Annotated in this window: 12 protein-coding genes; 11 read left to right on the top strand and 1 reads right to left on the bottom strand. The window is 68.6% G+C overall.

The features are described from left to right. Positions 1-121: 121 nt before the first annotated feature. The 8 genes from CLU95_RS28060 (at position 122) to CLU95_RS28025 (ending at position 9,532) form a co-directional block, all read left to right on the top strand. Complete coding sequence (locus CLU95_RS28060) at positions 122-712, top strand: HD domain-containing protein (protein WP_099796621.1); 591 nt, start codon at positions 122-124, stop codon at positions 710-712. 23 nt (positions 713-735) lie between these two features. Further along, positions 736-1,503, top strand: coding sequence for a class II aldolase/adducin family protein (locus CLU95_RS28055; RefSeq protein ID WP_099796620.1), 768 nt, complete (start codon positions 736-738; stop codon positions 1,501-1,503). A 108-nt stretch (positions 1,504-1,611) separates the two neighbouring features. Then, positions 1,612-2,490, top strand: a complete 879-nt coding sequence (locus CLU95_RS28050) for a bile acid:sodium symporter family protein (protein ID WP_099796619.1) — start codon at positions 1,612-1,614, stop codon at positions 2,488-2,490. 7 nt (positions 2,491-2,497) lie between these two features. Then, positions 2,498-3,424: a LysR family transcriptional regulator gene (locus tag CLU95_RS28045; protein WP_099796618.1), complete on the top strand. Its 927-nt coding sequence runs from the start codon at positions 2,498-2,500 to the stop codon at positions 3,422-3,424. Between the two features lie 77 nt (positions 3,425-3,501). Next, positions 3,502-4,929 carry an FAD-dependent tricarballylate dehydrogenase TcuA gene (tcuA, locus tag CLU95_RS28040; protein WP_099796617.1) on the top strand — a complete coding sequence of 476 codons (1,428 nt, stop codon included), beginning with the start codon at positions 3,502-3,504 and terminating at the stop codon, positions 4,927-4,929. Further along, positions 4,913-6,151 carry a tricarballylate utilization 4Fe-4S protein TcuB gene (gene tcuB / locus CLU95_RS28035; RefSeq protein ID WP_099796616.1) on the top strand — a complete coding sequence of 413 codons (1,239 nt, stop codon included), beginning with the start codon at positions 4,913-4,915 and terminating at the stop codon, positions 6,149-6,151. Before tcuA ends, tcuB begins: the two co-directional genes overlap by 17 nt. A 47-nt stretch (positions 6,152-6,198) precedes the next feature. Further along, positions 6,199-7,167, top strand: a complete 969-nt coding sequence (locus CLU95_RS28030) for a Bug family tripartite tricarboxylate transporter substrate binding protein (RefSeq protein ID WP_099796615.1) — start codon at positions 6,199-6,201, stop codon at positions 7,165-7,167. A gap of 85 nt (positions 7,168-7,252) precedes the next feature. After that, positions 7,253-9,532 (top strand): glycoside hydrolase family 3 N-terminal domain-containing protein, encoded by a 2,280-nt coding sequence (locus CLU95_RS28025; protein ID WP_099796614.1) that lies wholly within the window; start codon positions 7,253-7,255, stop codon positions 9,530-9,532. A gap of 48 nt (positions 9,533-9,580) precedes the next feature. Here the strand turns inward: CLU95_RS28025 and CLU95_RS28020 are convergent, their stop codons facing one another. After that, positions 9,581-10,510 carry a LysR family transcriptional regulator gene (locus tag CLU95_RS28020; RefSeq protein WP_099796613.1) on the bottom strand — a complete coding sequence of 310 codons (930 nt, stop codon included), beginning with the start codon at positions 10,508-10,510 and terminating at the stop codon, positions 9,581-9,583. A 107-nt stretch (positions 10,511-10,617) separates the two neighbouring features. Between CLU95_RS28020 and CLU95_RS28015 the strand changes: the two genes are divergently transcribed. From CLU95_RS28015 to CLU95_RS28005, 3 genes are read left to right on the top strand one after another with little or no spacing between them, the layout of a single operon-like run. Further along, positions 10,618-11,619 (top strand): hydroxyacid dehydrogenase, encoded by a 1,002-nt coding sequence (locus CLU95_RS28015; RefSeq protein ID WP_099796612.1) that lies wholly within the window; start codon positions 10,618-10,620, stop codon positions 11,617-11,619. Next, the gene (locus CLU95_RS28010) at positions 11,616-12,308 is read left to right on the top strand and encodes an RraA family protein (protein WP_099796611.1); all 693 of its coding nucleotides are present in this window, start codon (positions 11,616-11,618) and stop codon (positions 12,306-12,308) included. The genes CLU95_RS28015 and CLU95_RS28010 overlap by 4 nt, the downstream gene beginning before the upstream one ends. Before the next feature lie 41 nt (positions 12,309-12,349). Then, positions 12,350-13,327 carry a Bug family tripartite tricarboxylate transporter substrate binding protein gene (locus CLU95_RS28005; RefSeq protein WP_099796610.1) on the top strand — a complete coding sequence of 326 codons (978 nt, stop codon included), beginning with the start codon at positions 12,350-12,352 and terminating at the stop codon, positions 13,325-13,327.

Raw genomic sequence — 13,327 nt, 5'->3', positions numbered from 1 at the left:
AGGGAGAGGAAGGGCACCCGAGGCGGGTTTACCAGAAGCCTGCATTGTCAAATTCTTGACAGTTGAAGGTCAAGCGCAGGTCTACAGTGACCGCCATTCCCCAAGAACGGAGACGCACACGATGAATGCACGGGCAAGTTTCAAGAGCATGCAGGAAAGCACGCGCGAAGACTGGCAACTGATCGGCGGCGAGTTCATGCAGTTCACGGGCGGCCTGCCCGCACGCGTGATCAAGCACCTGCAGATCCTCGAAGGCGACTACGGCGGCTTTCCGGTCGACCGCTACACGCACTCGCTGCAGACCGCCACGCGCGCGCTGCGCGACGGCCGCGACGAGGAGTACGTGGTGTGCGCGCTGCTGCACGACATCGGCGACACGCTCGGCACCTTCAACCACCCCGACATTGCCGCCGCCATCCTCAAGCCCTTCGTGAGCGAGGCCAACCACTGGATGGTGCAGAACCACGGCATCTTCCAGGGCCACTACTTCTTTCACCACATCGGGCTGGACCGCGACATGCGCGACAACTTCAAGGACCACCCGCACTACGAGCGCACCGCCGAGTTCTGCGCGCTCTACGACAACCCGGCCTTCAACCCCAAGGCCGAGACCCTGCCCATCAGCGAATTCGAACCCATGCTGCGCCGCCTGATGGCGCAGCCCAAGCAGAGCATCTACAAGACCGTGCTCACCGAGCAGGCCACCGCCTGATCCCCGACAAAGGACACACGACCATGAACGCAACCTCCGCCTCCGAAATCCAGAAGCTCGTCTCCGCCGAAGAATGGCAACTGCGCGTCGACCTCGCCGCCTGCTACCGCCTCGTGGCGCTGTACGGCTGGAGCGACCTGGTGTTCACGCACATCAGCGCGCGCGTGCCCGGCCCCGAGCACCACTTCCTGATCAACCCCTACGGTTTGATGTTCGACGAGATCACGGCGTCGAGCCTGGTCAAGGTCGACCAGCAGTGCAACAAGATCATCGAGTCGCCCTACCCGGTGAACCCGGCCGGCTTCGTGATCCACAGCGCCGTGCATGCCGCGCGCGAAGACATCCAGTGCGTGCTGCACACCCACACCAAGGCCGGCATCGCGGTGAGCGCGCAGAAGAACGGCGTGCTGCCCATCAGCCAGCAATCGACCTTCGTGCTGGCCTCGCTGGCCTACCACGACTACGAAGGCGTGGCCTTCCGCGACGACGAGAAGCCGCGCCTGCAGGCCGACATGGGCCATGCGAACTTCCTCATGCTGCGCAACCACGGACTGCTGACCTGCGGCAAGACCATTGCCGACGCCTTCCTTTCGATGTACACCTTCGAGAACACCTGCCAGATCCAGATCGCCGCGCAGGCCGGTGGCGGCGAACTCACGCACGTGAATCCGAAGATCATCGAGGGCGTGGGCCAGGCGATGAAGGTGCAAAGCGGCGGCCTCGGCGGCATGTTCGTCTGGCCTTCGCTGATTCGCAAACTCGACCGCATCGACGACAGCTACAAACAATAAGACCACGCGTCGGTCCCGGTTTCCACGGCTGCCAGCGCCCGCGCGACGGGTGCCGGCAGCCTTTTTTTTAAGCGCGTTCAAGAAGAACGACAGAGGAGACACCACCCCATGGACACCACGCTCATCGTGACCCGGTTCCTGTTCGGCGCGCTCGCGCTCGTGATGTTCGGGCTGGGGCTGTCGCTCTCACTCGAAGACTTCCGGCGCCTGTTCAAGCACCCGAAGGCCGTGACCCTCGCGCTCGTGCTGCAGGTCATCGGCCTGCCGCTGGCCTGCTACGCCATCATCGTGGGCTTCGGCCTGTCGCCGGTGTTCGCCATCGGGCTCATGCTGCTGGCGGCCTCGCCGGGCGGCATCTCGGCCAACCTGTTCTCGCACCTGTTCGGCGGCAACGTGGCGATGAACATTTCGCTCACCGCCGTGAACACGCTGCTGTCGATCGTCACGCTGCCGCTCATCGCCAACTGGGCCATCAACCACTTCGCGCCGAGCGGCCAGGTGGTGCCGCTGCAGACGCGCAAGCTGGTCGAGGTGATCGCCATCGTGCTGGTGCCGGTGGCCATCGGCATGTTCGTCGCATCGCGCAAGCCCGGCTTCGCGGCGCGCATGGAAAAGCCGACCAAGATCTTCAGCGGCGTCGTGCTCGCGGTGGTCACGGTGCTCGCCATCGCCAACGAGTGGAAGACCATCACCTCCACCTTCGCCGAGATCGGCGTGCCGGTGCTGCTGTTCAATCTCGTGAGCCTGCTGGCGGGCTACTACCTGAGCCGCGCGGCCGGCCTGGACAAGCCGCTGGCCACCGCCATCAGCTACGAGATCGGCATCCACAACTCCACGCTCGCCATCTTCATCGCGGTGAGCGTGCTCGGGAGCTTTCCGCTCGCGCTGCCGGCCGCGATCTACTCGGTGGTGATGTACATCACGGCCCCGCTGTTCGGATGGTTGCTGCTGCGACGCGGCCAACCGGCGGTCGTGCCTGCGCCATGATGCGCGCATGGAACTGAGACAACTGCGCTACTTCGTCAAGGTCTGCGAACTGCGCAGCATGGGCCGCGCGGCCGTGGAGCTGGGGGTGGTGACCTCTGCGCTGAGCCAGCAGATCAGCCGGCTCGAGAGCGAACTCTCGACACGGCTGCTGCGCCGCCATTCGACCGGCGTCATGCCCACCGATGCGGGCCTGGCCTTCCTGCACCAGGCGCAACTCACCTTGCGCCACGCCGACGACGCGGTGCGTGCGGCGCAGCAAGCGCGCCTGTCGGGCCATGTGAGCGTGGGCCTGGCGCCCACCACCGCCACCGTGCTGGGCGTGCCGCTCATGCAGGCCATGCAGGCGCGCTACCCCGAGGTGCGGCTGCACATGGTCGAGGCGCTGTCGGGCCACCTCACGACGATGCTGCATGCGCGCCAGCTCGACCTGGCCGTGCTGTTCCAGACCGACACGCCGCGGCGCTGGAGCGTGGCGCCGCTGCTGGCCGAAAAGCTCTTCGTGATCGCCTCGCCCACGCTGACGCCGCGCCCCAAAGGTGCGAAGGTGCGGCTGTCGCAACTGGCCGAGGTGCCGCTGATCCTGCCCAGCGGCAGCCACGGCCTGCGCGCCACGCTGATGGCGGCCTTCGCACGGGCGCGCGTGGCGCCGCGCATCGTGGCCGAAGTCGACGGCCTGGCGCTGCTGATGGACGCGGTGCGCGCCGGCCACGGCGCCACCATCCAGCCCGGCGCCGCCACCGCGCGGCACGACCGCGACGACCTCGAGCTCACGCAGATTTCCGACGCCCACGTGGGGCGCCGCAACCTGCTCGTGAGCCTGTCGGACGATGAGCTTTCGCCCGCCGCGCTGGCCGCGCGCGTGGTGGTCACCGAAACGGCCCGCACGCTGGTCAGCGAAGGCCGCTGGGCCGGCGCAAGTCTTCTCGAAAGCTGAACACCTGTTGCGTCTTTCGGCCTTTCGCGTGAAGGCCATGCGCCCTAAAGTCTCCTGCATTCCAAGGAGACCCACGAGTGATAGATGTACTGGTTGTCGGTGGCGGCAATGCCGCGCTGTGCGCCGCGCTGATGGCGCGCGAGGCCGGCGCTTCGGTGCTGCTGCTGGAGGCCTCGCCGAAAGCATGGCGCGGCGGCAATTCGCAGCACACCCGCAACCTGCGCTGCATGCACGACGCGCCGCAGGACGTGCTGGTCGAGGCCTACCCTGAAGAGGAGTACTGGCAAGACCTCTTGAAGGTGACCGGCGGCCTGACCGACGAGCACCTGGCCCGCCTCGTGATCCGCGCTTCGTCGAACTGCCGCGACTGGATGCGCCGCCACGGCGTGCGCTTCCAGCCGCCACTGTCGGGTGCGCTGCACGTGGCGCGCACCAACGCCTTCTTCATGGGCGGCGGCAAGGCGCTCGTCAACGCCTACTTTCGCAGCGCCGAAACGCTCGGCGTGCAGATTCGCTACGACACGCCCGTGGCCTCGGTCGAACTCGACGGCGACCGCTTCGTCGCCGTGCGCACCGAGGCCGGCGAGCGCATCGAAGCCAGGAGCTGCGTGCTGGCCTCGGGCGGTTTCGAATCGAACCGCGAATGGCTGCGCGAAGCCTGGGGCCAGAACGAACGCGGCGAGTGGCCGGCCGACAACTTCCTCATTCGCGGCACGCGCTTCAACCAGGGCGTGCTGCTCAAACACATGATCGCCGCGGGCGCCGACAGCATCGGCGATCCGTCGCAGGGTCACATGGTCGCCATCGACGCGCGCGCACCGCTGTACGACGGCGGCATCTGCACGCGCATCGATTGCGTGTCGCTCGGCGTGGTGGTCAACCGCGACGCGCAGCGCTTCTACGACGAGGGCGAAGACTTCTGGCCCAAGCGCTATGCGATCTGGGGCCGGCTCGTGGCGCAGCAGCCGGGGCAGATCGCCTGGTCGGTCATCGACCAGCAGGCGGTGGGCCGCTTCATGCCGCCCGTGTTCACCGGCACGCAGGCGAACACGCTCGGCGAACTCGCGCAGAAGATCGGCCTGGACGAAGCCACCTTCGTGCGCACCGTGCAGGACTACAACGCCGCCTGCCGCGTCGGCCGTTTCGACCACACCGCGCTGGACGACTGCCACACCGAAGGCCTCGCGCCCGCCAAGACGCACTGGGCGCGGCCGATCGACACGGCGCCCTTCTACGCCTACCCGCTGCGCCCCGGCATCACCTTCACCTACCTCGGCCTGAAGGTCGACGAGACCGCGGCCGTGCGCTTCGGCGGACGGCCGAGCCCCAACTTGTTCGTGGCCGGCGAAATGATGGCCGGCAATGTGCTGGGCAAGGGCTACACGGCCGGCGTGGGCATGAGCATCGGCACGGCCTTCGGGCGCATCGCCGGGACACAGGCTGCGAAGGCCGCCAAGAACCATTCGAAGAATTCCCCGGAGACCGCCCTTGCAGCAGCTCACTGACCTCGTCGCACGCGCCCGTGCGGATGCCGACGGCATCGGCAGCACCCCGTCTCCATCGCAGCGCGTGATCCCGATCCAGCCCGCGCTGCCGTTGACCGCCAGCGAGGGCGAGGTCGCGCGCATCCTGCAGATCTGCAACGCCTGCCGCTACTGCGAAGGCTTCTGCGCCGTGTTCCCCGCGATGACGCGCCGGCTCGAATTCGGCAAGGCCGACACGCACTACCTCGCCAACCTGTGCCACAACTGCGGCGCGTGCCTGCATGCCTGCCAGTACGCACCGCCGCACGAGTTCGCGGTCAACGTGCCGCAGGCGATGGCGCAGGTGCGCCTGCAGACGTACCACGACTACGCCTGGCCGCCCGCGATGGGCGCGCTCTACAAGAAGGCCGGGCTCACCGTGGCACTCGCACTGGCGGGCGGGCTCGCGCTGTTCCTCGTGCTGGCCGTGACGATGTCGGGCTCGCTGCTGCACGAGCCGCTCGCGGGCAACTTCTACGCGATCTTTCCGCACAACTTCCTCGCGCTGGTGTTCGGTACGGTGTTCCTGTTCGTGATGTTTGCTTTGGCCATGGGCACGCGCCGCTTCTGGCGCGAGGTGTCGCCCGCGAACGACCCCGGCAACGCCCCCGACCTGCCGGGCGTGCGCCGCGCAGCGAGCGCCGAAGCCGCGCACGACGCGTTGCACCTGACCTACCTGGACGGTGGCCACGGCGAAGGCTGCAACAACGCCGACGACCGCTTCACGCTGTGGCGCCGGCGTTTTCATCACTTCACCTTCTACGGCTTCATGCTGTGCTTCGCCTCCACCTGCGTGGCGACGCTGTACCACTACCTGTTCGACCTGCATGCGCCCTATGCGCTCACGAGCCTGCCCGTGCTCTTGGGCACCGCGGGTGGCATCGGCCTCGTGCTCGGCCCCGTCGGCTTGCTGTGGCTGAACCTGCGTCGCCACGCCGCGCACGGCGATGCGGCGCAGCGGCCGATGGACCGCGGCTTCATCGCGCTGCTGCTGCTCACCAGCCTCACCGGCCTGGCACTGCTCGCGTGGCGCGACACGCGCTTCATGGCGCTGCTGCTCGCCGTGCACCTGGGCGTGGTGATGGCGCTCTTTCTCACGCTGCCCTACGGCAAGTTCGCGCACGGCATCTTCCGCTGCGCGGCGCTCCTGAAGTTCGCCATCGAGAAGCGACTGCCCAGCCGGCTTCGGCTGGGCGCCGATTGAATGCACCGAATCCTGCACTTTCACAACGACACGGAGACCTCACGACCATGAAACGCCACACCTTTCTTCGCACCGCCGTCGCCATGCTGATGCTCGCCGCAGGCATGGCCTCTGCCGCCGACTGGCCCGCGAAACCCATCACCCTTGTCGTGCCCTTCGTGGCGGGCGGCACCACCGACATCGTCGCGCGCACCATCGGCCAGAAGCTCTCCGAAGCGCTCAAGCAGCCGGTGATCGTCGACAACCGCGGCGGCGCAGGCGGCACCGTGGGCGCGACCATCGCCGCGAAGGCACCGGCCGACGGCTACACGCTGTTCCTGGCCACCATCGCGCATGCGATCGCACCGGGCCTGTACAAGAAGCTGCCCTACGACTTCCAGCGCGACTTCGATCCGGTGGCGCTCGCGGCCTCCACGCCTAACGTGCTGATCGTCAACGAGAAGGTGCCCGCGAAGACGATGGCCGAACTCGTGGCGTACATCAAGGCCAACCCCGGCAAGGTCAACTTCGGCTCGGCCGGCAGCGGCAGCACCGAGCACATTTCGGGCGAGCTGTTCCGCTCGATGACCAAGACCGACATCGTGCATGTGCCCTACAAGGGCGGCGCGCCGATGATGGCCGACCTCATGGGCGGGCAGATCCAGATGGCGATCGAGACCAGCCCCTCGGCCTCGCCGCACATCCGCGCCGGCAAGGTGCACGCGCTGGCCGTGACGACGAAGACGCGCGCGCCCGCCTACCCCGGCGTGCCCACGCTCGACGAGGCGGGCCTCAAGGGCTATGACATGACGACGTGGTTCGCGCTCATGGCGCCGCACGGCACGCCGCCCGAGATCGTGCAGCGCCTGAACACCGAGCTGGCCCGCGCGGTGCAGCAGCCCGATGTGGTCAAGCGCTTCGAAGAACAGGGCGTGACCGCCGGCAACATGAAGCCCGCCGAACTCGCGACCTTCATCGGCACCGAGACGACCAAGTGGGTCAAGGTGGCGAAGGACGCCGGCGCCACCGCCGAGTAAGCGGCCCGGGTCGGACAAGGCCCTACGCCCAGGGCGGAAACCCGCTGGCCGGGGCCAACGCGTGTTGTCTGCAGAATAGGCGGCCATGCATGTTCGAAAAGCCGCCGCTCTCGCCCTCGTCCTGTCCACCCTCTCCCTCCCCGCCATCGCGGCGTCCATTCCCAAAGACCTGAAGCCCTCCGACGCAGCCGAAGCCCGCATCGAATCGCTGATCGCGCGCATGACGCCGCAGGAAAAGGCGGGCCAGCTCAGCCTCTACGGCCCCGCCGACATCAACATCCCGAACAACCCGCAGGCCGGCTGGCGCAACGGGCAGCAGGAGACCGAGGACGTGCGCAACGGGCGGCTCACGGGCCTGTTCAACAACGCCGGCCTCGAAGGCAAGCGGCGGTTGCAGCAGGTGGCGGTGCGCGAATCGCGGTTGGGCATTCCGCTGATCTTCGGCGCCGACGTGATCCACGGCTTTCGCACCATCTTCCCGATGCCGCTGGCCGAAGCTTCGAGCTGGGAGCCCGCGCTGGCCGAGCGCACCGCGCGCGCGGCGGCGGTCGAGGCCACGGCCGACGGCTTTCGCTGGACCTTCGCGCCGATGGTCGACATCGCGCGCGACGCGCGCTGGGGCCGCGGCCTCGAAGGCGTGGGCGAAGACCCGTACCTCGCACGCCAGTTCGCAGCGGCGCGCGTGCGCGGCTTCCAGGGCAGCAACCTTTCGAATGCCGATTCGATGCTCGCCACGCCCAAGCACTTCGCGGCCTACGGCGCGGCCGAGGGCGGGCTCGACTACAACACGAGCGAAATCTCTGAACGCACGCTGCGCGAGGTCTACCTGCCTCCGTTCCGCGCGGCGCTCGATGCGGGCGCGCTCTCGGTCATGAGCGCGTTCAACGAGATCGGCGGCGTTCCCTCGACCGCCAACCCCGCGCTGCTCACCGGCGTGCTGCGCGACGAATGGAAGTTCAAGGGCTTCGTGGTGTCCGACTACACGGCCGACGAAGAACTCATCGAACACGGCCACGCCGCCAACAGCCGCGAGGCCGCCAAGCTGGCCTTCATGGCTGGCACCGACGTGAGCATGCAAAGCGGCCTGTACATCCGCCACCTGCCCGACCTCGTGGCCTCGGGCGAGGTGCCGATGGCGCGGCTCGACGAGGCCGTGCGGCGCGTGCTGCGTGTCAAGCTCAAGCTCGGCCTCTTCGACGACCCGATGCGCGGCCTCGATGGTCCTCCGGCCGAACAGCGCGTGGAGAACCCCGAGTTCATCGCCCTGGCCCGCGAGAGCGCGCGTCGCTCGATCGTGATGCTGAAGAACGAGGGCCAGCTGCTGCCGCTGGCCAAGACCGGTCCGCAGAAGATCGCGCTGATCGGCCCCTTCGCCGAAGGCACCAAGGACCTGATGGGCTCCTGGAGCCTGTTCCCGGGCCAGTCCGCGCCCGTGGGCATCGACGAAGGCCTGCACGCCGCGCTGGGCATCGAGGCCTCGCGGCTGACCGTCACGCGCGGCACGAACGTCGAGGCGCCCCTGCCCGGCGGCATCGAAACCGCCGTGGCCGCCGCACGCGACGCCGACGTGGTGGTGCTGGCCATCGGCGAGAGCCAGAAGATGTCGGGCGAGTCGCGCTCACGCAGCGACATCGGCCTGCCGCAGGCGCAGCAAGACCTGGCCGAGGCCGTGGCCGCCACGGGCAAGCCGGTGGTCGTGCTGCTGAGCAACGGCCGCGCAATGGCACTCAAGGGTGCGGTGCGCAACGCGCGCGCCATCGTCGTGACCTGGTTCCTCGGCGTGCAGACCGGCCACGCGATCGCGGATGTGGTGTTCGGCGACGCCAACCCTTCGGGCCGCCTGCCCGTGAGCTTTCCTCAGACTGCTGGCCAGGTGCCCTACTACTACGCCCACAAGCGCACCGGCCGCCCCTCGCCCGAGAGCGCGCCGGGCACGGCCTTCAAGACGCGCTACCTGGACGCGACGAACGAGGCGCTGTACCCCTTCGGTTTCGGCATCGGCTATGCGCCGGTGCGCTACGACCAGGTCGAGCTGAGCAGCGACCGGCTTGCCATCGGCAACACGCTGCGCGTGCGCGCCACGGTCACCAACACGGGCACACGCGAGGCGGAAGAAGTGGTGCAGCTGTACCTGGCCCAGCGCGCGGCGAGCGTGACGCGGCCGGTGCGTGAGCTGAAGAATTTCCGCAAGGTGCGGATTGCGCCGGGTGCGTCGGAGGTGGTCGAGTTCACTGTCGGCGATGACGATCTGCAGTTTCTGGGGCGGGACATGAAGCCTGTGGTCGAGCCGGGTGAGATCGATCTGTGGGTGGCGCCTTCTGCTGCGGGCGGGATTCAGAAGCGCTTCGTGTTGACGCGGGAGTGAGCTGACGCGCGAGCTAGCTCGCTTGCCGCAGACGTCGCACCACACCGGTCACAGCACGCGCTGCGCCAACGCCGACGAAAAAAGCTGCGCCCCTTCATTGCGCAGCAAGGTCACGAGGCGCCGCGCCGCCGGCGACAGGTAGCCCTCCTTGCGGTATGTGACGCCCAGGTGGCGGCGCAGCGTGGTCTCCTTGAGCGGCACCTCGCGCAGCGTGCCTTCGCGCCCGGCCGCACCGAGCGTGTGGCGCGACAGGAAGCTCAACATGTCGGAGCGCGAGATGAGGCGCGGCAGCAGCGGGATCGAGTTCGCGTTGACCTGCACCGCAGGCAACGGCAGCCCGCGCGACTGAAACGCCGCATCGAGCCACTGGCGGCTGGGAATGGGGTCGGCGGGCAGCACCCAGCGCCATTGCAACAGCGACTTCATCGTGATCTTCGGCAGGTCGAACACGGGGTGCTGCGGGCTGGCGGCGACCACCACCACGTCCTCGACGATCGAATGCGTGACGAAGGCCGGGTCGTGCGCGGGCATGAGGCCGATCAAGAGGTCGATGGCGCCTTCACGCAGCCGCTCGCGCAGCGCCATGCTGGGCGCGACGGTGATGTCGATGCGCGTGTCGCCGGCCTCGGCCAGCAGCAGGTTGCACACCTCGGGCAGCACGTGGTCGGCCGCAATGGGCCCGCTGCCGATGCGCACGTGGCCCGCGTTGCCCTTGGCGAAATCGCTCACCTCGCGCAGCGCCTCTTCGGTGGCGCCGCGCAGCAGCCGGGCGCGCGCCAGCAGCACCTCGCCCACCGCCGTGAGCTGGATGCCCCGGCCCTTGCGCTCGAACAGCGCGCTGCCGAAGGCCTCCTCGAGCCGCTGCACCGCCTTGGTCAGCGCGGGCTGCGTGCGGCCCAGCTTGTCGGCAGCCTGGCCCAGGTGGCCGGTGTCGGCGACCACCTCGAAATATTTCAGGTCGCGCAGCTGGATGTCCATTCATAGCTCCGAGGAATCGTTGAATGAACATTATCGATTGGACGGAATGAATGGCGATTTCCACAATCCAGCCCACACAGACCCTCGAACGACCTTCTTCTTTCTCCATGCACCCCACCGTCCTGGTCACCGCGCCACGGCTTGCCACCGCCGGCGCCGACCTTCTCGCCGAAGCCGGCGCCCGCGTCATCTACCTTGCCAACGCAGACGGCGTTGAAGAAGTCGAGCAGCTGATGGCGAGCGAACCCATCGACGCCGTCATCTCGCGCACCGTGCAGCTGTCGGCCCGCGCCATCGCCGCATGCCCGACGCTGAAGGTGATCTCCAAGCACGGCGTGGGCGTGAGCAACATCGACGTCGAAGCGGCCACCGCGCGCGGCATTCCGGTCTATGTCACGCCCGGCGCCAATGCGCAATCGGTCGCCGAGATGACGCTCGGCCTGATGCTCGCCGCCGCCCGCCGCATCGGCTGGATGGACCGCGAACTGCACGACGGCCGCTGGTCGCGCGCGCAAGACGGCGTGGAACTGCATGGCAAGACGCTGGGCCTGGTCGGCTTCGGCCAGATCGGCCAGCGCGTCGCCCGGGTGGGCCTCGCGCTCGGCATGCAGGTGGCCGCGTTCGACCCGGCCCTCGGAAACGGCCCGAGCCCGGTGGCCGGCGTGCGCCTGCTGCCTTCGTTCGATGCGCTGCTGCCGCTGAGCGATGTGCTCAGCCTGCACGTGCCGCTCAACCGCCACACGCGCCAGATGCTCGGCGCCGCGCAACTCGCGGCACTGCCGCGCGGCGCGATCGTCGTCAACACGGCGCGCGGCGAGGTGATCGACGAGCCCGCGCTCGTCGCCGCGCTGCAAAGCGGTCAGTTGCACGCGGCCGGCCTCGACACCATGGCCGACGAACCCCTGCCCGCCGGCAGCCTGCTGGCTTCCTTGCCCAACGTGGTGCTCACGCCGCATGTCGGCGGCTCCACGCCCGCCGCGCTCGCAGGCATGGCCAGCGGCGCCGCCCGCAACGTGCTGGGCTGGCTGCAAGGCCGCCCGGTCGATCCTTCGGCTTGCGTGAACCCGCAGGTTTTGTCTTCACCCCTTCTGCACGGAATCACCGCATGACCGCCCCCCTCTCCTGGCCGCCCGGCTACCGCATCAACCCGCGCGCGCCCGGCCCCGACGCCGCCCTCGTCGACGCCTTTCGCACGCTGCCCGTCGCCGCCATCGGCGATGCGATGAGCCGCAATGTCGGCACCGTCGGGCTGCGCCAGTACCACGCGCGGCTCGACACCGTGCTGTGCGGCCCCGCCGTCACCGTGCGTGTGCGGCCCGGCGACAACCTGATGATCCACAAGGCGCTGATGATGGTCGCGCCGGGCGACGTGCTCGTGATCGATGGCGGCGGCGACGTCACGCAGGCGCTGGTCGGCGGCCTGATGCGCACCACCTGCATCGCGCGCCAGCTGGCCGGCCTCGTCATCGACGGCGCGGTGCGCGACCTGTGCGAGTGGGCCGAAGACGGCATGCCGATCTTCGCGCGCGGCCACACGCACCGCGGGCCCAGCAAGGACGGCCCCGGCGAGGTGAACGTGCCGGTCTCGTGCGCGGGCCTGGTCGTGATGCCGGGCGACCTGGTGGTGGGCGACGCCGACGGCGTCATCGCCGTGCCCGCCGCCGAAGCGGCCGACGTGCTCCTCAAGACGCGGGCCCACCTGGCCCGCGAAGCCAAGATCCGCGAGACCAACCGCACCGGCACCGCCGACCCCGAGCGCTTCGACGCCGTGCTGCGCGCCAAGGGCCTGCCGGTCTGAACGGCAGCCACGAAAACACAAGAACCCCCAGGAGACAAGACATGAACCGTAGAGACTTTCTGCAGACCACCGCCTTCGTATCGATCGCCCAAGCGGCGGGCATGGCCTACGCCCAAGGCGACTGGCCGCAGCGGCCCGTGAAGCTGGTGGTGCCCTTCACGCCCGGTGGCGGCACCGACGCGACCTCGCGCCTGATTGCAGAGCGCCTCACCTCGCTCGAGCGCTGGACCGTCGTCGTCGACAACAAGCCCGGCGCGGCCGGCAACATCGGCCTCGATGCCGTGGCCAAGGCCACGCCCGACGGCTACACGATCGGCATGGGACAGACCTCGAACCTCACGATCAACCCCTGGCTCTATTCGAAGATGCCCTTCGAGGCGCTGAAAGATTTTTCGCCCATCGCCGAAGTGGCCTCGCAGCCCGTCGTGCTCGCCGTGCGCGCGGACTCGCCGCTGCGCACGCTGGCCGACTTCATCAAAGCTGCGAAGGCGAAGCCGGGCGAGTTCAGCATCGCGCAGGCCGGCAACGGCACCGTGGGGCACCTGGCCGGCGAAATGCTGGCGCGCCGCGCGGGCATCAAGGTCATGCAGGTGCCCTACAAGGGCGCAGGCCCGGCCATGAACGACCTGATCAGCGGGCAGATCGCGCTGTACTTCGGCAGCAGCGTGTCGGTGATGTCGCAGCTGTCGAACGGCCGCGCCCGCGCGCTGGCCGTCACCTCGGCCAAGCGCCTGCCCGCGCTGCCGAACGTGCCCACCGTGGCCGAACAGGGTTTCGCAGGCTTCGAGGCCACGACCTGGGTCGGCCTCGTCGGCCCGGCCGGCCTGCCCGCCGACGTGATCAACCGCATCAACGCGGCCGTCGTGAAGACGGTGGCGCGCAAGGACGTGCAGGACAAGCTCGCGCAGGAAGGCAGCGTGCCCGCCAGCGGCACGCCGCAGCAGTTCGACGCCTACATCCGCGCCGAGCACGCCAAGTGGGGCGCGCTGATCCGCGAAGCCGACATCCGGCTGGACTGA

The sequence above is a fragment of the Variovorax sp. 54 genome, from assembly GCF_002754375.1.
Taxonomy (GTDB): domain Bacteria; phylum Pseudomonadota; class Gammaproteobacteria; order Burkholderiales; family Burkholderiaceae_C; genus Variovorax.
This window is presented reverse-complemented; position numbering and strand designations above follow the sequence as displayed.

Excerpts from the sequence above, each read along its gene's own strand:
- CLU95_RS28055 (WP_099796620.1), top strand. The coding sequence starts at position 736 with ATGAACGCAACCTCCGCCTCCGAAATCCAGAAGCTCGTCTCCGCCGAA.
- CLU95_RS28045 (WP_099796618.1), top strand. The coding sequence starts at position 2,498 with ATGGAACTGAGACAACTGCGCTACTTCGTCAAGGTCTGCGAACTGCGC.
- CLU95_RS28010 (WP_099796611.1), top strand. The coding sequence starts at position 11,616 with ATGACCGCCCCCCTCTCCTGGCCGCCCGGCTACCGCATCAACCCGCGC.
- CLU95_RS28020 (WP_099796613.1), bottom strand. The coding sequence starts at position 10,510 with ATGGACATCCAGCTGCGCGACCTGAAATATTTCGAGGTGGTCGCCGAC.
- CLU95_RS28030 (WP_099796615.1), top strand. The coding sequence starts at position 6,199 with ATGAAACGCCACACCTTTCTTCGCACCGCCGTCGCCATGCTGATGCTC.
- CLU95_RS28005 (WP_099796610.1), top strand. The coding sequence starts at position 12,350 with ATGAACCGTAGAGACTTTCTGCAGACCACCGCCTTCGTATCGATCGCC.
- CLU95_RS28025 (WP_099796614.1), top strand. The coding sequence starts at position 7,253 with ATGCATGTTCGAAAAGCCGCCGCTCTCGCCCTCGTCCTGTCCACCCTC.
- CLU95_RS28060 (WP_099796621.1), top strand. The coding sequence starts at position 122 with ATGAATGCACGGGCAAGTTTCAAGAGCATGCAGGAAAGCACGCGCGAA.
- CLU95_RS28050 (WP_099796619.1), top strand. The coding sequence starts at position 1,612 with ATGGACACCACGCTCATCGTGACCCGGTTCCTGTTCGGCGCGCTCGCG.
- CLU95_RS28015 (WP_099796612.1), top strand. The coding sequence starts at position 10,618 with ATGCACCCCACCGTCCTGGTCACCGCGCCACGGCTTGCCACCGCCGGC.